Here is a 24,096-nt window from a genome sequence, read left to right as displayed (position 1 = left end):
TTCTTTAAATTATATAAAATGAGGTGCTCCAATGTCGGTATTTAAAACTCAAGAAACGTACTGGGAAAACCTGTTTGATGAAGAAGACGGCCTAAGCGCATTCCCTTACTTTAAAGCAGCGGATAAAGCATCGTTGGCCCGTACCGGCTACCAGGAAAAATGCATCTGCCGTTCCTTATCTCCGGAAGTATCTCAAAGAATCATCACAATGGCGAATCATTCCGATATGGCGGCCTATCTGATTTTATTGGCGGGTATTGAATGCTTGTTATATAAATATACGGATCAAACGAGCCTGATTCTTGGCATTCCAACGGTATCGAAGCAAAAAGCCGGCCAGTCAGCCGTTAACAACATTGTTCTCTTAAAAAATACGCTTTCAAATGAGAGCACATTTAAAACCGTATTCGGGCAGCTGAAAGAAGCCGTTAATGATTCTCTGAAAAATCAAAACCTGCCGTTTAGAAAAATGGTCCGGCATCTGAGCGTGCAATACAATGACGAGCATATGCCTCTGATTCATACCGTCGTTTCGCTTAACGAAATTCATTCCTTGCAATTTAAAGAAGATACTGCAGCCGATACGCTGTTTCACTTTGATTTGGAGAACAACGGGATTCATTTGAAACTTTTTTATAACGGCAATCTGTACGATGAGCGCTATATCAATCAAATTGTATCCCATTTGGATCAGCTGCTGTCTGTGATCCTGTTTCAGCCTCAAGCCGCGATCCATACGGCAGAGATCTTACCGGAAGCGGAAAAACAGAAGCTATTGTTTGATTTTAACGACACCGTCAGAGATTTCTCCGGGAGCAGAACAGTCTATCAATTATTTGAAGAGCAGGCAGAAAGAACGCCTGAGCATGCGGCCGTCAAGTTTAAAAACGACCATTTGACGTACAGGGAACTGAATGAGAAGGCGAGCCGTTTGGCAAGAACATTGCGTAATTGCGGGGTTCAACCCGATACGTTAGTCGCCATTCTCGCTGATCGTTCATTAGAGATGATCGTATCCATTATAGCTGTTTGGAAGGCAGGGGGCGCTTATGTGCCCCTGGATCCTGAATATCCAAAAGAGCGGCTTCAATATTTGCTTCATGATGCGGATGCAGACGTTCTTCTTGTTCAGCGTCATTTAAAAAACAGTCTCACCTTTGACGGCCCGGTGATTGATTTGAATGATGAAACATCATACCATGCCGATAGCTCATTGTTATCACCAGTAGCGGGACACAGCCATTTAGCCTATGTCATTTATACGTCGGGTACAACAGGAAAGCCGAAAGGAGTCATGGTTGAACACGGCGGCATTGTGAATTCGCTCCAATGGAAGAAGGCGTTTTTTAAGCATTCTCCGGCGGATCGCGTGCTTGTCTTGTACCCGTATGTTTTTGATGCGTTCATTTTAAATTTCTTCGGCCCGCTCATCTCGGGGGCAACTTTGCACCTTTTGCCTAATGAAGAGAATAAAGAAACTTTCGCCATTCAAAATGCCATAAAACAAGAGAGAATTACTCATTTCTCAACTTCTCCCCGTCTTCTGAAAATGATGATCGAACAGATGAACACAGAGGACTTCATCCATGTTCAGCATGTTGTTGTAGGCGGTGAGCAGCTGGAAACAGATACAGTTGAGAAGCTCCATTCTCTGCAGCCTCGCATTCGGATCAATAATGAATACGGACCGACAGAAAACAGCGTGGTATCTACATTTCACCCTGTTCAGTCCGCTGATGAACAGATCACAATCGGCAGCCCGGTGGCCAACCATCAAGCTTATATTTTAGGAGCGCACCATCAAATCAAGCCGATCGGCGTACCGGGAGAGCTGTATGTCGGAGGAGCGGGAGTGGCCCGCGGCTACCTCAATCGTCCTGAATTGACGGAGGAAAAATTTGTGGAGCATCTGCATGTCCCTGGTCAAAAGATGTATAAAACGGGTGATCTCGCCAGATGGCTGCCGGATGGAAGAATCGAATATTTACGGCGGATTGATCATCAAGTGAAAATTCGCGGCTACCGGATTGAGATCGGCGAGGTAGAGGCAGCCATGTTCAATCTGGAAAACGTTCATGAAGCCGCAGTCGCCGCGCGGGAAGACGCAGACGGGGCCAAACAATTGTATGCCTATTATGTCGGCGAGCCTTCTTTGACCGCTGCGCAGTTCAGAAAAGAATTATCCCGGGAACTGCCGAATTATATGATTCCCTCCCGCTTTATCCCATTGGAACGCATTCCGCTCACTTCCAATGGGAAGATTGATCTGAAAGCTTTGCCTGCTGCTGACGAAAATACGCGGGCGGAATACGAATACATAGCCCCGCGGAACACAATAGAAGAACTGCTGGCGTCTATCTGGCAAGAAGTATTAGGGGCAGAACGTATAGGAATTCTGGATAATTTCTTTGATTTTGGCGGAGATTCGATTAAGTCAATTCAGGTGTCATCCAGATTGTATCAAGCCGGATACAAGGTTGATATGAAGCATTTGTTTAAACACCCCTCGATTGCTGAACTTAGTCAGTTTGTAGCGCCGGTCAGCAGGGTGGCTGATCAAGGAGAAGTGAATGGCGGAACCAAGCTGACCCCGATTCAGCATTGGTTTTTTGAACAAAACATGCCGCATGCACACCATTACAATCAGGCCGTCATGTTATATTCGGCGGAAAGCTTTAAAGAGGCTCCGCTTCGCCGGACGATGGAACAGATCGCGTCGCATCACGATGCCTTGAGGATGATTTTTGAAAAAACGCCGGATGGATACGCTCCGCGAATTACAGGAACAGATGAAAGTGAACTATACCATCTGGAAGTGATGAATTATAAAGGGGAAACCGATCCGGCTCAAGCGATTGCCGATAAAGCGAATGAGATTCAAAGCAGCATGGTATTAGACAAAGGGCCATTGATGAAGCTCGGTTTGTTCCAATGTCCGGACGGAGATCATTTGCTGATTGCAATTCATCATTTGCTGATTGACGGAGTATCCTGGCGTATTTTACTCGAAGATTTTGCAAGCGGTTATGAACAGGCAGAACGCGGACAAACGATCCAGCTCCCGCAAAAAACAGATTCGTTTCCATTCTGGGCCGATCAATTGTCCAAATATGCGGCGGAAACCGATATGGAAGAGGAGATTGCGTATTGGACTGAGCTTTCAAGTATAAAGCCTCAGCCATTGCCTAAGGACACTATCAGCGAAAGATCGTTATTAAGAGACAGCGAAGAAGTGACGATTCAATGGACAAAAGAGGAAACGGAGCAATTATTAAAACATGCGAACCGCGCCTACAACACGGATATCAACGATCTGCTGCTGACTTCGTTAGGGCTGGCTGTTCACAAGTGGACAGGCACGGAAGACATTGTCGTGAATTTGGAAGGCCACGGGAGAGAACCGATTATTCCGGATGCTGACATTTCCCGCACGATAGGATGGTTCACAAGCCAGTACCCTGTCGTCCTGAGGATGGAAGCCGGAAAAAACCTGTCGCAGCGGATCAAGATCGTAAAAGAAGGGCTGCGCCGTATCCCTGACAAAGGAATGAATTACAGCATCATCAAATATATATCCGGGCATCCGGAAGCCGACAGCCTGCGGCTGAATCCGGAGATATCGTTTAACTATTTGGGACAATTTGACCAAGACCTGAAGCATCAGGCTTTGCGCATCTCGCCTTTTTCCACAGGGTTATCAATGAACGAAAACCAAGAGAGAACGGCCGTGCTTGATTTGAACGGCATGATTGCCGAAGGGACATTATCACTGACACTGAGCTACAGCAGCAAACAATACGAAAGATCTACTATGGCGCAATTTGCCCGGGGGTTGAAAGAAAGTCTGCAAGAAGTCATTGCGCATTGCGTAAGCCGGCAGCAGACTTCTCTCACACCAAGTGACATCCTGTTAAAAGATATCTCAATCGACGAACTGGAACAGCTTTTGGAGCAGACGCGTGAATTAGGCGAAGCGGAAAATATTTATCCATTAACGCCGATGCAGAAGGGCATGCTGTTTCACAGCTTATTTGATCCGAATTCAGGTGCTTATTTTCAGCAAACGATGTTTGATCTGCATGGAGATCTGGAGATTGATTCATTTTCAAAAAGCTTGGACGGCTTATCGCAAAAATATGACATTTTCCGCACGAATTTTTACAGAGGCTGGAAGGATCAGCCGCTCCAAATCATATTCAAAACGAAAAAAATCGGTTTTCAATTCAATGACTTACGAGAGATGAAGGAATCACAAAAAGAAGCGATGATTCAGCAGTATGCCAGAGAAGATAAGATGCGGGGGTTCGACTTAGAAAAAGGCGCGTTAATGCGGTTATTCATCCTTCGTACGGATGAAAAAACATACCGTTTTATCTGGAGTTTCCACCATATTTTGATGGACGGCTGGTGCCTGCCGCTGATTACAAAAGAAATATTCGAGAATTACTTTGCCTTGCTTCAGCAAAAGCAGCCTGAACAATCATCAATTACTCCGTACAGTCAATATATTGAATGGCTCGGCCGGCAAGATGCGAAAGAGGCCGCGGCTTATTGGGATCAGTACTTGGAGGGATATGAGGAGCAAACCGGCCTTCCTAAGGATCACCATGCAGCGGAAGACGGACGATACGTTCCTGAAAAAGTGGCGTGTGACATAAGCTCCGATCTCACTTCGAAAATGAAGCGGACGGCAGGCAAGCATCATGTCACGCTGAACACGCTGCTGCAGACAGCATGGGCGGTTTTGCTGCAAAAATATAACCGAAGCCGGGACGTTGTGTTTGGAAGTGTTGTATCCGGAAGACCTGCTGGAATTCCAAACGTGGAAACCATGATCGGTTTATTCATTAACACCATTCCCGTCCGGTTCCGGTGTGAAGCCGGGACAACGTTTGCCGGGCTTATGAAAGAGGCGCAGGAAAGGGCTGTAGCGTCTCAACAATTTGAGACGCACCCGCTGTACGATATTCAAGCGCGTACAACGCAAAAGCAAGATTTAATTACACATTTAATGATATTCGAAAATTATCCGGTTGATCAGTATATGGAAAGTATAGGCCGCCAGAACGGAACATCCATCAAAATTTCCAACGTACAAATGGAAGAACAGACCAACTACGATTTTAATTTGACCGTTATACCGGGCGACGAGATGAACATCTCTTTTGAATACAATGCAAATGTGTATGAGCGGGCAAGCATAGAGCGGGTTCGGGAACATTTCATGCAAATCCTGCATCAAGTCGTGACAGATGCGGATATCCGGGTGGATCAAGCGGAATTGTTAACGGAAGGCGAAAGAAAAACCCTTCTGCAGACGCTTAACGACACGGCCGCGCCGTTTCCGCAGACGCCGGTTCATCAATTATTTGAAGAGCAATCGCAGCGTACGCCCGATCAAGCAGCCGTCATTGATAAGGATAGGCAGCTCACGTACGGAGAGCTCAATAAGCGGGCCAACCGCCTGGCGCGAACGTTAAGAGCGAAAGGAGTGCAGACGGATCAGCCTGTAGCCATCATCACAAGAAACAGCATCGAATCGGTGGTCGGAATCCTTGCCGTTTTAAAATCAGGCGGAGCCTATGTCCCTATAGATCCGGAATATCCGCAAGACCGCATCCGGTATATGCTGGATGACTCCCAAGCCGGAATCGTTTTAATGCAGCGGGATGTCAGGAAACAGCTTGCCTATGAAGGCGCCACGGTTTTACTTGATGATGAAAGTTCTTATCACCAAGATGACTCTGACCTTGCTCCGATAAATAATGCGAGCCATTTGGCATATGTCATTTATACGTCAGGTTCCACAGGCCGGCCAAAAGGCGTACTAATCGAGCACCGAGGCTTGACCAATTATATTTGGTGGGCGAAAGAGGTTTATGTAAAAGGCGAGAAAGCCAACTTCCCATTGTATTCGTCAATTTCTTTTGATCTGACGGTGACTTCTATTTTCACGCCGCTTGTCACAGGCAATGCAATCATCGTCTATGACGGAGAGGATAAAACAGCTCTGCTTGAATCGATTGTGCGGGACCCGAGGGTGGATATCATTAAATTGACCCCGGCCCATTTGCAGGTTTTGAAAGAAATGAACATTGCCGATCAAACGGCTGTCCGAAGAATGATTGTGGGCGGGGAAAACTTAAGCACCCGGTTAGCCCGCAGCATTCATGAACAGTTCGAAGGCCGGATTGAAATATGCAATGAGTACGGACCGACGGAAACCGTTGTCGGCTGCATGATTTACCGTTATGATGCCGCAAAGGACAGACGGGAATCGGTACCGATCGGAACCGCTGCGGCAAACACGAGCATTTACGTTCTTGATGAAAATATGAAACCCGCACCGATCGGTGTCCCGGGAGAAATCTATATCAGCGGCGCCGGTGTGGCAAGAGGATATTTGAACCGTCCCGAATTAACGGCAGAGAAATTTGTCGATGACCCGTTTGAGCCCGGAGCGAAGATGTATAAGACCGGAGATTTGGCGAAGTGGCTGGCGGACGGAAACATTGAATATGCGGGCAGAATAGATGAACAAGTGAAAATCAGAGGCTATCGTATCGAATTAGGCGAGATCGAGGCGGCACTGCTTCAAGAAGAAGCGATCAAGGAAGCTGTCGTTACAGCCAGAGAGGACGTCCACGGATTTAAACAATTGTGTGCATATTACGTGAGCGGCGGGCAAACAACGGCAGCCCGGCTCCGGAAACAATTGTCTCAAACCCTTGCAAGTTATATGGTTCCGGCTTATTTTATCGAGCTTGATGAAATGCCTTTAACTTCTAACGGAAAAATAAACAAAAAAGGGCTGCCTGCTCCGGATTTCGAGCTGCAGGACAGAGCAGAGTATAAAGCTCCCCGAACAAAAGCGGAAGAAATATTAGTTTCTGCCTGGGAATCGGTATTAGGCGCTGAAAACGTCAGTATTCTTGATAATTTCTTTGATCTTGGCGGAGATTCCATTAAATCCATTCAAGTATCCTCCAGATTAAATCAGCAAGGATACAAAATGGAAATCAAAGACTTGTTTCAATATGCAACAATTGCAGAATTGAGTCCGCATATCAAGCAGAATCTGCGTATAGCCGATCAAGGTGAGGTCAAAGGAAAAGTCAGCCTGACTCCTATTCAGCATTGGTTCTTTGATCACATAACGACAGATCAGCATTATTACAATCAAGCCGTCATGCTGCATGCGCCGGAAGGTTTTCAGGAAACGCAGCTTCGTCAAACCCTTCAAAAGCTTGCTGAACATCACGATGCGCTCCGCATGACGTTCCGGACTACGGAAAATGGCTGTGAGGCACAGAATGAAGAAATCGCCCAAAGCGGACTGTACCGCTTAGACGTCCTGAATCTGAAAGAAGATTCCGATCCGGGGCGTACAATTGAAGTCAAGGCTGATGAGATACAAAGCAGTATGCGTTTAAGTGATGGGCCGTTAATGAAAGCCGGGTTGTTTCAATGCGCAAATGGAGATCATCTGCTCATTGCCATCCATCATTTGATTATAGACGGGATTTCATGGCGCATTTTACTGGAAGATATCGTTAGCGGCTACAAGCAAGCCGAGAACGGGCGAGTGATTCAACTGCCGCAAAAAACAGACTCTTTCCAATTATGGGCTAAGAGACTGTCAGAATACGCGCAAAGTGAAACCATAAAACAAGAACAGGAATATTGGACAAAGATCGAACAAACCGAAGTCAAACCGCTGCCTAAAGATTTTCATGAAACCCATACAACTGCAAAAGACAGTGAAACAGCAGCTGTGGAATGGACGAAAGAGGAAACGGAGCTCTTATTAAAACAAGCGAATCGCGCTTATAACACGGAAATAAACGATTTGCTCTTAACTTCTCTGGGTCTTTCCATATCGCATTGGTCAGGACTGGAACAAATTCCGATTCATTTAGAGGGACACGGCCGAGAACAGATTATACAGGATATAGATATCTCCCGCACGGTCGGGTGGTTTACAAGTCTGTATCCGGTTGTGCTGCACGCGCAGCCGGGCAAAGAAATCTCTGATTATATCAAGACGACCAAAGAAGGATTGCGTCAAATTCCGCATAAAGGGATCGGATATGGAATAGCAAGGTACTTAAGCGGCGGAATGCCATCGAAACTCAATCCTGAGATCAGCTTTAACTACCTGGGACAGTTTGACCAAGATTTACAGCAGCATGGGGTTCAATTATCTTCTTATTCTTGCGGTTCAGACTCAAGCGGAAATCAAGAAAGACCGTATGTATTGAATATAAACGGAATGATCACCGAGGGCCGGCTGAAGCTTACGATCAGCTACAGCAGCAAACAGTACGCAAAAGAAACGATCATGCGGTTATCGGAAACGATTCAAAGCCGCCTGCGGACCATCATTACGCATTGCGTTCATAAAGAACAATCGGAACTGACGCCAAGCGATATTTTGTTAAAAGGCATGTCCATTGACGAATTGGATCAGCTCCTCATTCAACTGCCGCATGCAGGTGAGGTTGAAAACGTGTATCCGCTCACTCCGATGCAGAAAGGAATGCTCTTCCACAGCCTGCTGGACGAGGCCTCAAGTTCTTATTTTGAACAAGCATCGTTCGATTTGCAGGGAGAGTTAAAGATTGATTGGTTTAAAGCAAGCCTTGAACGATTATTTGAAACATACGCCGTGCTCAGAACCCGTTTTTACAGCGGCTGGAACGATACTCCTTTACAAATTGTCTATAAAACGCAAACACCGCAAATTCATTTTGCAGATTTGCGTGATAGAGAGGAGCACCTGCGCGAGGATGCAATCGCAGCCTATCAAAGAGAAGATAAGGCAAAAGGATTTGACTTGGCTCGGGATCGGCTGATGCGCATAGCGATTTTCCGTATGGAAGACCGCAAATATCATTTGATTTGGAGCTTCCATCATATTGTGATGGATGGCTGGTGCCTGTCTCTTATCACGAAGGAAGTGTTTGATCATTATAGCGCCTTACAGGAAGGCAGGGAACCAGAACCGTCATCGGCAGCTCCTTACAGCGACTATATCGAGTGGCTTGACCGCCAAGATCAGGGAGCGGCAAAGCGGTACTGGAGCGGGTATCTTGAAGGATATAAAGGTGAAACCACGCTTCTTCATAAAATAGAGCAGCATGAACAAAAAGAATACGCCTATGCCAATGTGATCTGCCGATTTAATCACGAACAGACAAAACAATTACAGCAGATCGCAAATCAGCATCAGGTTACATTAAATACGTTGATCCAAACGTTATGGGGAGTTTTATTACAGAAATACAGCGGGTCCGCAGACGTTGTCTTCGGCAGTGTTGTGTCGGGAAGGCCGGCGGAAATTCCTGATGTGGAACAGATGATCGGCCTGTTCATCAATACCATTCCGGTTCGCATCCGCTGCGATGAAGACAGCACTTTTGCTGATACGATGCAAATGGTTCAACAAAACGCGCTGGGTTCCCAATCGTACGATACCTATCCTTTATACGAAATTCAGGCCCAAACGGAACAAAAGCAAAACTTAATTGATCATATCATGATCTTTGAAAATTATCCGATAGGGCAGCAAGTCGAAGAGGGTCATGATGCTGCGGATTTAAATATCGTGAATTTCCATATAGAAGAACATACTCATTACGATTTTAATGTAGTTGTCATTCCTGGCGAACAACTCACCATTCATTTTGATTTCAACCAAAATGAATATGGACTATCAGAGGCAGAGCGGATTCGCGGACATTTTGAACAGCTCATTCACCAAATTTTGCAGCAGCCGTCTGTCAAAATAGAAGAAATGGAACTTCTGACGCAGCAAGAAAAAGAACAGCTGCTCACTCCGCTTTCCGGGGGAATAGAGAAGCCTGAATACGAAACGATTCATACTATGTTTGAACGCCAGGCGGCACAAACGCCGCAAGAAATCGCAATTCAATACGAAGGGGCGGAGATTTCTTACAAAGAGCTGAACGAAACGGCCAATAAACTGGCGCGGATTCTCCGTAAGCGAGGTGTGAAGCATCAGGAGCCGGTGGCTGTGATCGCCGGGCGTTCACCATCATTAGCGATTGCTGTTTTAGGCATTTTAAAAGCGGGCGGTGCCATTGTTCCGATTGATCCGAGCCATCCTGCCGAACGAATCCGCTATATCATTGAAAACAGCAGCTGCACTCATGTTGTGACAGAGAAAGACCGGTCAGTCCCCGAGGCAGCAACGCAGATTGTCACATTCATAGAAGAAGCGGAGACAGAACCGGACGGGAGCAATGTGCAGACGATAAACACGGCGGAGGATCTGCTTTACGTTATTTATACATCAGGAACGACGGGGAAACCGAAGGGTGTGCTGCTTGAACATAGAAATATGGCCAATTTGCTGTATGACCAATTTACAAACTCAGGCATCGATTTCAAAACCAATGTGCTTCAATACGCATCTCCGGCATTTGACGTCTGCTATCAAGAGCTGTTTTCAGCCCTGCTCAGCGGCGGCACACTCCACATCGTGCCTGAATCAATAAAGCGGGACGCGGCTCAGCTGTTTTCGTTTATTAATAAACATCAGACGGACATCGTCTTTTTCCCGACTGCTTTTGCCAAAATGCTTTTTAACGAAGAGAGCTATGCATATTCATTTCCACGCTGTGTGAAGCATTTGATTACAGCAGGAGAACAATTAACAGTATCCCGTTTATTTCAGAAAGTGCTCCGCACACACGGCTTGCATTTGCACAATCATTACGGTCCGTCAGAAACTCATGTAGTGTCGACGTATACCATTCAACCGGGAGATGATATTCCTGAATATCCGCCGATCGGCAAACCGATATGCCATAACAATATGTATGTCATCAGCAAGAACAAACAGCTTCAGCCCTTGGGCATTGCGGGAGAACTGTATATTTCCGGAGCAAATACCGGGAGAGGCTATGTGAATAACCCGGCTTTAACGGGAGAGAAATTTTTGCCTGATCCGTTCAGAGAGGGAGCCGTTATGTACCGCACCGGAGATTTGGCAAGGCTGCGTGAGGACGGGCAAATCGAATACCTCGGCCGCATTGATGATCAGGCGAAAATAAGGGGCTACCGGATCGAACCGAAAGAAGTTGAGGTCATATTGGCCAATCACCCGGCGGTGAGAGAAGCAGCCGTCCTTATTCAAAAAAACGCTTTGGGTGAAAATGAATTGTGCGCGTACTGCAGCGTCTCAAAAGCGACTGATCCTTCAGCATTACGGAAAGATCTGGCCAAAAACCTTCCTGACTATATGATTCCCGTGAAATGGGCTTTTGTTGAATCGATTCCGCTCACGGCAAACGGAAAAGTCGACCGCAAAGCATTGCCGGCACCAGAAGGAGGCGTGCAAACGGGGGGCGAATACGTTGCTCCCCGTACAGCGGCGGAAGCGCAGCTGGCGCATATCTGGAAAGAGGTGCTTGGACTTCCGCGTATCGGCGTGAAAGACAATTTCTTCGACATCGGCGGTCACTCGCTGCGGGCAACGACGCTGACAGCGAAGCTGCACAAAGAGATGGGGGTCAGCCTGCCGCTGCGGGAAGTGTTCCGATCGCCAACAATTGATGAAATGGCAGAAACGATTACCGGAATGAAACACACAGCATATACATCTATCCCGACCGTTGAAGCAAAAGAATACTATGCCGTCTCCTCGGCGCAGAAACGGCTGTACATTTTGAATCAGCTGAAAGGCGGAGAGCTGAGCTACAACATGCCGAGTGTCATGAGAGCCGATGGAGCTCTGGATCGGGAACTTGTCGAGAAGGCGATCCGCAAGCTGATTCAGCGCCATGAAACGCTGCGTACCGGCTTTGAACTGATAGATGGAGAACCGGTGCAGCGGATTTATGACGACGTCCCATTTGCAGTGGAATTCACTCAGGCGAAAGAAGAACAGGCGGAAGCCCTCGTTCATGGGTTTGTGCGGGCATTTGACTTGGAGAAAGCGCCGCTGCTGCGGGTAGGACTGATCGAGCTTGCAAAAGACCGCCATTTGCTGCTGTTTGACATGCATCATATCATTTCCGATGGCGTATCTATCAAGAATTTGATTGAAGAGTTCGTTTCATTATATGAAGGAAAAGAATTGCCGCCATTAAGGGTTCAGTATAAAGATTATGCGGCGTGGCAGCTGTCGGATATGCAAAGCGAACGGATGAAGAAACAGGAAGCGTACTGGCTGGATGTGTTCAGCGGAGAGGTTCCGGTGCTGGATATGCCAACCGACTACGGAAGACCGGCTGCGCGGAGCTTTGAAGGAGGACAAATCGAGTTTGTCATCGGACCGGAGTTGACGGAACAGCTGAAAGGCTTGGCGGTGAAGAGCGAAAGCACGCTGTACATGGTGCTGCTGGCTGCTTATACGACCATGCTTGCCAAATACAGCGGGCAAGAAGACATCGTAGTAGGCAGCCCGATTGCCGGAAGAACCCATTCGGATTTGGAAAGCTTAATCGGCATGTTCGTGGGCACACTGGCGATACGAACGAATCCGGTCGGGGAAAAAACATTCCGGGAGTACGTGCAGGAAGTCAAAGAGCATACATTAAAAGCGTACGAAAACCAGGAGTATCCATTCGACGAACTGGTGGACAAGCTGAATGTGTCCCGGGATTTCAGCCGCCATCCGCTGTTTGACACGATGTTCATATGGCAAAACACAGAACGGGGAGAATTGAGCCTCGATGATGTGCGTTTTACCCCTTATCCGGACAACCATGCGATGGCGAAGTTCGACCTGACGTTCCAAGCGGCAGAAAATGAAGACGGAATTACAGGTATGATCAGTTACGCGGCAGCGCTGTACAAGCAGGAAACTGCGGAACGCATGGCAAAGCACTTTATCCAATTGATCGAGGCGATTGCGAATGATCCGCAGGCGCCGCTTTCATCGCTGGAGATGATCACCGCGAAGGAGAAAGAGCAGATTGTGGAGAGATGGGGTCAACCGGCGATAGACTGCCCAAGGGACAAAACAATTCACCAATTGTTCGAGGAGCAGGCGGAGCGCACGCCGGAACATACGGCCGCAGTTTACGAGAAAAGCCGATTCACATACCGTGAGCTGAATGAGCGGGCCAACCGCCTGGCGCGGATTTTAAGAAGCGAAGGCGTGCAGCCTGACCAGCCTGTGGGTATTCTGGCAGAACGTTCTCTGGAAATGATCGTGGGGATTATGGCGATCCTGAAAGCCGGGGGCGCGTATGTGCCGATGGATCCGGACAGCCCGCAGGAACGCATCCGCTATATTCTGGAGGATTCAGGAGCAAAGGTTCTGCTGGCACAGCCCCATTTACAAGATCGTGTATCCTTTGCCGGAGAGATTTTACTGCTGAATGACGAACGAATGAACAGCGGGGACGGCTCGAATCTGGTGACGGCAGCCGGACCGGATCACTTGGCGTATGTGATCTACACATCAGGCACAACCGGCAAGCCAAAAGGCACGCTGATTGAGCATCGCCAGGTCCTTCATTTGATGGAGGGGCTCCGCGGACAAGTGTACGGTGCTTATGATTCGGGATTGCGTGTGTCTCTGTTGGCACCGTACTATTTCGACGCATCGGTCAAGCAAATTTTCGCGGCACTGTTAGGGGGACATGCACTGTATATCGTCCCTAAAGCATCAGTATCAGACGGTTATGCCTTGTCAAACTATTATCGCACCCACCGCATTGACGTAACAGACGGAACACCGTCACATTTGCAATTGCTTATCGCTGCAGACAGCCTTCATGGGGTAACGATCCGCCACATGCTTATTGGAGGAGAGGCGCTCCCGCAGGCGACGGCGGCGCAATTGCTTGAATTGTTTGCTTCGAACGGGTCATCAATGCCGCTCATAACCAATGTATACGGTCCGACGGAAACCTGTGTGGATGCATCGGTCTTTCATATCGTACCGGGGACATTGGCATCCGCTGACGACGGCGGTTACGTGCCGATCGGCAAACCGCTGGGCAACAACCGTGTGTATATTGTTGATTCCCATGATCGGATGCTGCCTATAGGTGTAAAGGGTGAGCTGTGCATCGCCGGAGACGGAGTAGGACGAGGGTATCTGAACTTGCCTGAATTAACGGGTGAAAAGTTTGTGGCCGATCCGTTTGTAATCGGAGAGCGGATGTATAAAACAGGCGATCTTGCCCGTTACCTGCCGGATGGAAACATTGAATATGCCGGAAGAAAGGATCATCAGGTTAAAATTCGCGGTTACCGGATCGAACTTGGCGAGGTGGAAGCCGCTCTTCTCAACATCGAGCATGTACAAGAAGCGGTGATCCTGGCCAGAGAAAATGCAGAGGGGCAAAGCGATTTGTATGCCTATTTTACAGGGGAGAAGTCACTGCCGATCAATCAGCTTAAAGAAAAACTCTCCGATCAAATACCAGGCTACATGGTTCCTTCATACTTGATGCAGCTGGAGCAAATGCCGTTAACCTCCAATGGAAAAGTGAATCGCAGCGCGTTACCGCTGCCTGAAGCAGGCTTGCAGACCGGGATTGACTATGTTGCTCCAAGGACAAAGCCGGAAGAGCAGCTGGTTCACATCTGGAAAGAAGTATTGAAGGTAGAACAAGTCGGCGTCAAAGATAACTTTTTCGATCTCGGCGGGCATTCGTTACGGGGGATGACGCTCGTTACCAAGATCCATAAGCAATTCGACAAAAGCATTTCATTGAGAGAAGTGTTTCAATACCCGACGATTGAAGAAATAGCGAGGGTCATTGCAGGCGCGGAAACCAGCGGACCGGATGAAATCCCTGTTGCAGAAGCCAAAGATGTTTATCCTGTATCTTCTGTGCAAAAGATGGTTTACCTGTCTACACAAATTGAAGGCGGAGAACTAAGTTACAACATGCCGGGGATTTTGACATTGGAAGGCAGGATGGACATGAATCGTTTACAATCTGCGTTCCAAAGTCTGATCCAGCGCCATGAATCGCTACGAACCGGATTTGAAATGGTCCGCGGAGAGCTGGTGCAGGTGATCAAGCCGCAGGCGGATTTCTCTATAGAAAGGTACAAAGCAGCTGATGAGCAGGTCGAGGAGCTGTTCCGCAATTTCGTGCGGCCTTTCGATCTCAGTCAGGCTCCGTTGCTTCGGGCCGGACTCATCGAATTAGAACAGGACAGACATGTTTTCATGTTTGACATGCATCATATCATTTCAGACGGCGCTTCTATGAATATTTTTGTTGAAGAACTGATTCAATTGTATGACGGCAAAGAATTAACCCCGCTCCGGATTCAATACAAAGATTACACTGTATGGCAGCAGCAGGCGGAGCAGAGGGAACGCATCAAGAGGCAGGAGAACTATTGGCTGAACGTATTTCATGAGGAACTCCCGCCATTTGAGCTGCCGAAAGATTTTGCCAGACCGCGAATTCGAAGCTTTGAAGGCAAGCGATACAATTTCGCTCTCGATGAGACCGTGGTCCAGGGGATAAAACAGATGGAAGAATTGACCGGATCGACCGCTTACATGATCTTGCTGTCAGCCTATAACATACTGCTGGCCAAATACAGCGGTCAGGAAGATATCGTCGTCGGTACGCCTATTGCGGGAAGAATGCATGAAGATTTACAGCATATTATCGGGATGTTTGTGAATACGCTGGCCATCCGTACGGCCCCGGCTGGAGAAAAGACCTTTATGGACTATGTAACGGAAACAAAAGAAACGATGCTGAAAGCTTATGAAAATCAAGAATATCCTTTTGAAGAATTAGTTGAGAAATTGGGAGTGAAACGGGACTTAAGCCGTAATCCGTTATTCGATACGATGTTTGTTCTGCAAAATACGGAACAAACGGATATCGAATTGGACTCTCTCGCGGTCAGACCATATGAACAAACAAATACGGCGGCCAAATTTGATTTGCAGCTGACCTTCGTGATGAATCCGCACGAGATACAAGGAAGCTTTGAGTACTGCACGAAGCTGTTCAAACAGAAAACCATCGCTACGCTGAGCAAGGATTACGCCATGATTCTGTCGGCAATCATAAAAGACCCATCGATTCCTTTAAAAGAAATTCAATTAAGTGAGAAAGTAAACAAAAGTGAACACTTTGCAAGCGAAATCGAATTGAATTTCTAAAAACGGCCGGTACCGGCTGTCCCCGGCATGGTGTTTTTACGGGGACAGCCATCAGCCGGCTAAAACTTACTGGAGGGATATTAATGTCAGAATTTAAGCAACAGGAGTTGTTCTGGAGCAGCATGTTCAATGCGGAAGATCGTCCCAGTGCAATCCCTTCGTTTCAAATGTCGGACTCAACAATAGAGCACGATGCGCCGAGTGCACCCAACCGTATTCACAGTTCATTGAGCTCCGATGTATCCCTGCGCATCATGAAGATGACGAATAAATCGCCAATGGCCGTTTATATGGTTCTCCTGGTCGGAATCGAGTGTCTTTTATACAAATATACGGGGGAAGAGGGCGTTATTGTAGGTGTTCCGACCTTTGAAGACGAAACCGATGAAGACCTTCGTTTAGATCAAGTCATGTTAATCAAACAAAACATAAATGCGGACGGCACATTTAAATCCATATTTAATGAATTCAAGCATACGCTGAACGGAGCCATCTTACATCAGCACGTTCCTTTCGATAAAATGGCCGGTCCATTAAATCTGAACTACGATTCAAATCATTTGCCAATGATCCACACGATCGTATCACTAGATCAGCTTCACCCCATTCGTTTTATAGAAACGGCCGCTGCTGATACGTTATTTCAGTTTTCCATAGAAAATGATTCGATTCATTTAAAGTTAACTTATAATGAACAAGCTTATGATCGCCAGTATATGATGCAAGTGATCGAACATGTAAACCGGATTTTTTCGATTTTGTTATTCCAACCCGACCTTATGATCCGCCAGCTTAATATTCTGTCAGACTCAGAGACAAATCAACTCATCGCCTATAATCAAACGGCTGCAGAGTATCCAAGAGAAAAAACGATTCATCAATTTTTGGAGGAACAAGCGGGACGTACCCCTGATCAAACGGCTGTTGTCTACGAGGATAGCCGTCTGACGTACCGTGAATTGAATGAAAGGGCGAATCAACTCGCTCGGACACTGCAATCTGAAGGCGTGCAGCCGGATCAGCCGGTCGGGATTATGGCCGAACGCTCCCTGGATATGATTGTAGGGATCTTCGGGATCTTGAAAGCCGGCGGGGCGTATGTACCGATTGACCCGGGCTATCCCGAGGAACGGGTTCGATACATATTGGAGGATTCGGATACGAAGTTGTTACTCGTGCAGAATCAATCGCAAGAGAGAGTACCTTTTACGGGAAAAGTGCTGGATATGAAAGATCCGCAAAACTTTTGTGAAGACGGGTCGAATGTAGAGCCGGCTGCTGGTCCGGATCATCTGGCCTATGTTATTTATACATCGGGTTCAACGGGCAAGCCGAAAGGGGTTATGGTTGAGCACCGGTCGGTCATCAATCGGCTGGTGTGGATGCAGGAAAAATACCCTCTCGATGAGCGGGATGCGATTCTGCAAAAAACTGCGATCACCTTTGATGTATCAGTGTGGGAACTGTTCTGGTGGACGATGTCAGGTTCTAAACTGGTGCTGCTGCCAAGCGGAGGAGAAAAGAATCCCGAGCTGATTTTAGATACAATTGCACAAAAAGGTGTCAGCACAATGCATTTTGTACCGGCGATGCTGCATGCCTTCCTGGAATCCATGGATCAGAAGCCAAGCGGGATGTTGAAACAAAAATTAGCGTCATTAAGACATGTGTTTGCAAGCGGGGAGGCTTTGAAGCCTGTACATGTCGCAGGCTTCAAACGCATCATCACGTCGGTGAGCCAGGCTCAAATCATCAACTTGTACGGACCGACTGAGGCAACAATTGATGTATCATACTTTGATTGCCAGACGGAAGAAACGTATGCATCGATTCCGATAGGCAAACCGATTTCCAACATTCAATTGTATATATTACATGCTGATTTGGAACATATGCAGCCGACCGGTGTAGCGGGAGAACTGTGCATAGCGGGCGATGGGCTTGCAAGGGGCTACTTGAATCGTCCCGAACTGACGGCCGAGAAGTTTGTAAACCATCCGATTGCAGCAGGAGAACGGATATACCGGACGGGAGACTTGGCAAGATGGCTGCCGGACGGCAATATCGAGTATTTGGGCCGGATTGATCACCAGGTGAAAATCCGCGGTTACCGCATTGAAATCGGCGAAGTCGAAGGCGCTTTTTTTCAGCTGCCGGCGATCAAAGAAGCCATCGTTATCGCCCGGGAAATCGATGGGGAAACATCCTTGTGCGCCTATTATACCGCACAACATGCTTTAACTGCAGGCGAGCTCCGTGAAGAGCTGTCCCGGCAGCTTCCATCCTATATGATACCTGCTTATTTCGTTCAGCTGGAAGAGATGCCGCTTACTTTCAACGGAAAAATAGACCGTAAATCCCTTCCTTCTCCAAGAGAGAATCTTACAGGCATGAACTATGAAGCTCCTCGAACAGAACTGGAAAACATACTGGCCGCGGTGTGGGAGTCGGTCTTAGGCTTAGAACGGGTCGGAATCTCAGATCATTTCTTCGAATTGGGGGGCGATTCCATTAAGTCGATTCAAGTGTCCTCAAGATTATACCAAGCCGGGTATAAGTTTGAAATCAAACACTTGTTTAAATACCCAACGATCTCCGAGCTTGTTCCATACGTAGAGCCGGTAACCCGAATCGCAGAACAAGGAGAAATTAAAGGCCGGGCGCTGCTGACACCGATTCAGCATTGGTTTTTTGACCAGAAATACCCGGAATTACACCATTATAATCAAGCGGTTATGCTTTATTGGAAAGAGGGACTGAATGAATCAAAGCTTCGGGACGTCATGAAGAAGATCACAGAGCATCACGATGCTTTGCGCATGGTCTATGTTCCGACAGAAGATGGATATGAAGCCCGAAATCGGGGGATCGAAGAAGGTGATCTGTTCAGCCTTGAAGTGATCTCATTACGCGAAGAAAAAAATGTGTCCCAGACGATAGAAACCATTTCCAATGAGATTCAGCAATCCATTCAATTAGCCGAAGGACCGCTCATGAAACTAGGATTGTTCCGGTGTCAAGAGGGAGATCATTTGCTGATTGCGGTTCATCATCTGGTCATCGACGGCGTATCGTGGAGGATTTTACTTGAGGATATAGCGGCAGCTTATGAGCAGCTCCAAAACGGCGAAGCGATCCGGCTTCCGAAGAAAACGGACTCTTACCTGTTATGGGCTGAACAGTTGAATCGTTATGCAGAAAGTCAGGAATTCGAAGCGGAAAATCAATACTGGTTCAGACAGAAACATAATCCGCAGCATACATTGCCAAAGGACAATGAACAGGAGACCGGTCTGGCCAAAGACCGGGAAACGGTCATCGTTCAATGGACCGTTGAGGAAACCGAACGTTTATTAAAAAACGCTCACCGGGCTTATTCGACCGATATGAATGATTTATTACTGACCGGTCTGGGAATTGCTATTCATCGTTGGACCGGACATGAAGACATTCTCATTGATCTTGAAGGACACGGCAGAGAGTCTATCATCCCGGATCTCGATATTTCGCGTACGGTGGGATGGTTCACAAGCCTATATCCGGTTTCGCTTCAAATCAAAGCTGATCAGGATATCCCCGGGCGGATTAAAACAGTGAAAGAAAATTTGCGTCAGATCCCCCAAAAAGGAATAGGTTACGGCCTGATCAAATATTTATCCGATCACCCGAAGGCACATGAATGGACCGGACATCCGGAAATACGTTTCAATTATTTGGGTCAATTTGATCAAGATGTCCGGAACGGCAAGATGGAGGTATCCCCTTACTCAAGCGGGAAAACAGCCAGTGACAACCGTCCCTTGACCTATACACTTGATATCAACGGCATGATTTCAGACGGCCGATTGTCGCTGGCCATCAGCTATTGCGGTAAACAATATCAGAGAGAAACAATGGAAGCCTGTGCCGATCTCTTAAAAAACAGCCTGCAGCAAGTCATCGCACATTGTGATGCTCAAGATCAAATTCACCTGACGCCAAGCGATATTTCGTTAAAAGGTATAACGATCGGTGAATTGGATCAATTTGTGCAGCAAACGAGTCATCTCGGTGACATTGAAAATATATACCCATTAACCCCGATGCAGAAAGGAATGTTGTTCCACAGCTTGATCGATTCGGCTTCCGAAGCTTACTTTGAACAAGCCGCTTTTGATCTGAAAGGATTCTTGGATATCGATGCATTCAGGATGAGTTTGGCGCATCTTGCCGAAAAATATGACATTCTTCGGACTCTTTTTTATACAGAATGGAAAGATCAGCCTTTACAGATTGTATTCCGGCAAAAGCCGATTGAAACGGCCGTTGAAGATATTCGCAGCATGAACAGTCACCAGCGCAGCGAGTTTATTGCCGATTTTGCAAGAAGAGATAAGGCGCGGGGATTCAATCTCACCCGGGATGCTTTAATGCGCGTATCGATCCTGCGGACAGAGGAAGACCAAGCGCGATTGATATGGAGCTTTCATCATATTTTAATGGACGGCTGGTGTTTGCCTCTTGTTACGAAAGAAGTGTTTGAAACCTATTATGCGATACTCGAGCAAAGGCAGCCGAAGCGGGGAGCCGTCACTCCATACAGCCGATATATCGAATGGCTGGATCAACAAGACCACAAGCAGGCGTCAGCCTATTGGCGGAACTATTTAGAAGGTTATGAAGGGCAAACTGTTTTGTTACAAGAACAACCTTCCGGCCGGGTGAAAGGATACGAAAAAGGTGAGCATGAGTTTCGTTTAGGAAAGCGGCTCACAGACGAAATCAAACGGGCCGCAAGCCGCCAGCAAGTCACCGTCAATACATGGATACAAACCGCATGGGGCTTATTGCTGCAAAGATACAACGGGAGTCAGGATGTCGTCTTCGGCACGGTCGTATCCGGCAGACCGGCAGAAATTCCGGGAATTGAAACCATGGTCGGTTTATTTATCAATACCATTCCCGTACGTATTCATACGCAGCCTGAAATGACAGCTGCACAAGTATTGAAAATGAATCAGGAGCGGGCACTGGCTTCTCAAAAATATGATACATTTCCGCTGTATGACATTCAGGCTCAAACTGAGCAAAAGCAGCAGTTGATCAATCATATTATGGTATTTGAGAATTACCCGGTTGAGAAACAAATAGAACATATGAAGCAGGATGACAACGCATTAGACATTCTCGATTTTCATATGGAAGAACATACACATTACGATTTTACTTTTATCGTGATGCCGGATGGAGAAATTGACATTCGTTTTGTATACAATCGCGATGTTTATGATCAAGCAAGTGTCGAACGGATGCAGACGCATTTCATGCAAATTATGAAGCAAATGGCGGACGATCAGGAAATTCGCGTTCAAGACCTTGATATCGTAACAGCGGATGAACGTTCGCTCCTGATAGACAAGTTCAACGATACGGCGGCGGAGTATCCAAAGGGGAAGACGATTCATCAATTGTTTGAAGAACAAGCGGAGCGAACGCCGGAGCACGTGGCGATTGTTTTTGAAGATAAGGAGCTGACGTATCGGGTAGTAAATGAACGCGCCAATCAGCTGGCCCGAACCTTGGTTGCCAAAGGACTTCAGGCCGAGGAGCTTGTCGGCATTATGGCGGAACGTTCACCGGAGATGGTGATAGGCATCCTTGCTATTTTGAAAGCCGGGGGCGTTTACGTACCGATCGATCCGGATTATCCGAAAGAACGCATCCATTATATGCTTGAGGATTCTAACGTCTCTATCTTATTATTGCAGCACCATCTTCTGGAAGATACCGATTATCAAAGTCATACTGTCTTCCTTGACGATCCGTCATCATACGGCGCCGAAGCATCTAATCTCAATCTGAACGTGATGCCAAATCAATTAGCCTACGTTATTTATACATCAGGAACAACGGGGAATCCGAAAGGCACGCTCATTGAACATAAAAACGTGGTTCGTCTGTTATTTAACAACAAAAATGTTTTTGATTTTAACGCATCGGACACTTGGACTTTGTTTCATTCCTTCTGCTTTGATTTTTCAGTATGGGAAATGTACGGAGCGCTGCTGTATGGGGGCAAATTAGTGATTGTTCCGAAACAAATAGCAAAAAACCCGGAAAGGTATTTGCAATTGTTAAAATCGGAAGCTGTGACCATTTTAAATCAAACGCCGAGTTATTTCTATCAACTGATGCAGGAGGAGAGAGAAGATCCCGAATCCAATTTAAACATCCGAAAAATCATATTTGGCGGAGAGGCGTTAAATCCATCCTTCTTGAAAGACTGGAAGCTTAAATATCCTTTAACCCAATTAATCAATATGTACGGCATCACCGAAACCACCGTTCATGTCACATATAAAGAAATCACGGAACGGGAAATCGACGAGGGCAGAAGCAACATCGGACAACCTATTCCTACTCTGCAAGCGTATATTTTGGACGAATATCAGCGCATTCAGGTAATGGGCATACCGGGCGAGCTCTATGTGGCAGGAGAGGGACTGGCCAGAGGATATTTGAACCGCCCGGAATTAACGGCTGAGAAATTTGTTGAACACCCGTTTGCCGCAGGCGAAAAAATGTACAAAACGGGAGATGTCGCCCGGTGGCTGCCTGACGGCAATATCGAGTATTTGGGAAGAATTGATCATCAGGTGAAAATCCGGGGCTACCGGATTGAAATTGGCGAGGTCGAAGCGGCTCTATTGCAACTGGAATCTGTCAAAGAAGCGGTCGTCATCGCGATTGAAGAAGAGGGCTCAAAGCAGCTGTGCGCCTACTTGTCAGGAGACGATTCATTAAATACGGCGCAGCTGAAGCGTCATTTACTGAACAAACTGCCCGCTTATATGATACCGGCTTACTTTGTACAAATGGAGAAGATGCCGATAACCGCAAATGGAAAAATCGATCGAAAAGCTTTGCCGGCTCCTGAGGGAAATAGGCTCACCGGAACCGAATACGAAGCGCCCGGAACGTTAATTGAAAAGCAGCTGGCCGAGATATGGAAGAACATTTTAGCACTCAGTGACCCGGGAATTAAAGATAACTTCTTTGACGTTGGCGGCCATTCGCTCAAAGTATTGCAAGTTATTCATCAAATCAACGACCGTATGGGAATCAAAATGCATTATCAAGCCGTATACGATTTTCCTACCATCGAAACAATGGCACGCGCCATTCAAGCGGCAGTTTTCGAGTCCAAGACGGATAACGTATTCGTCAAGATGAATCAGAACGGTTCAATCCCTGTGTTCTGTTTCCCGCCTTTAATCGGGTACGGGCTGGTCTATAATGAAATGGCGAAAAGACTTGACGGCCGCTGCACCGTCTATGCCGCTGATTTCCTAGAAGAGCCGTCTTACGAGCAAGAGATCGTTGACCGGTATGCAGAAAGCATGATAGGCATTCAGGAACAAGGGCCCTTTCTTTTACTTGGTTACTCCTCGGGGTCGAATTTGGCTTTTGAGGTCGCCAAAGCCTTGGAGAAGCGCGGACGCATCGTATCGGACATTATGATGCTTGATTCTAAAAGAGCCGTTTCGGTGAATTATTTTTCGGAAGAGGAAACCGAAGAGATCATTCATCGGAATCTGGATATCATTCCGGATTATTATAGAGAATTATTAACCATTCCTTCCATTAAGGATAAAATCAGAAGCTATCTCACATATCACAATAAACTGATCAATTCCGGCGCGGTGAACGCCAACATTCATCATTTTCAATGCGGCGAGTTGACCGATAGAGGATGGACGCAATCAACCGCACAGCATTACCTTGAGTACAAATTAAAAGGAGACCATGTGACGATCTTTGACCCTCACAATATCGAAGAAAATACGGATGCAATTCGATCTATTATCAAAAGGATTGAAGAACGGCATCATCACGGACTTGTTCTTGAAGAACAACTGTCAATAGGATCGTTTGCCGGCGACACGAAGTTTGACAAAATGTAAATGATCCAGGGAAAAATGCCGCTGACTGCA

2 protein-coding genes are annotated in these 24,096 nt (G+C 47.0%); both read left to right on the top strand.

All coding sequences use genetic code 11. The annotated features are described in order from the left end of the window. Positions 1-31 precede the first annotated feature (31 nt). On the top strand, positions 32-16,123 hold the full coding sequence (gene bamB / locus NYE38_RS09445) for a bacillomycin D non-ribosomal peptide synthetase BamB (protein WP_340802723.1): 16,092 nt from the start codon (positions 32-34) through the stop codon (positions 16,121-16,123). Positions 16,124-16,206: 83 nt separating this feature from the next. After that, positions 16,207-24,066: a bacillomycin D non-ribosomal peptide synthetase BamC gene (gene bamC / locus NYE38_RS09440; RefSeq protein WP_340802725.1), complete on the top strand. Its 7,860-nt coding sequence runs from the start codon at positions 16,207-16,209 to the stop codon at positions 24,064-24,066. The last annotated feature ends 30 nt before the right edge of the window (positions 24,067-24,096 follow it).

This window comes from Bacillus sp. EU63 (assembly GCF_038592915.1).
Lineage (GTDB): Bacteria > Bacillota > Bacilli > Bacillales > Bacillaceae > Bacillus > Bacillus velezensis.
This window is presented reverse-complemented; position numbering and strand designations above follow the sequence as displayed.

Coding starts and splice junctions, on each gene's coding strand:
- bamC (WP_340802725.1), top strand. CDS start 16,207: ATGTCAGAATTTAAGCAACAGGAGTTGTTCTGGAGCAGCATGTTCAAT.
- bamB (WP_340802723.1), top strand. CDS start 32: ATGTCGGTATTTAAAACTCAAGAAACGTACTGGGAAAACCTGTTTGAT.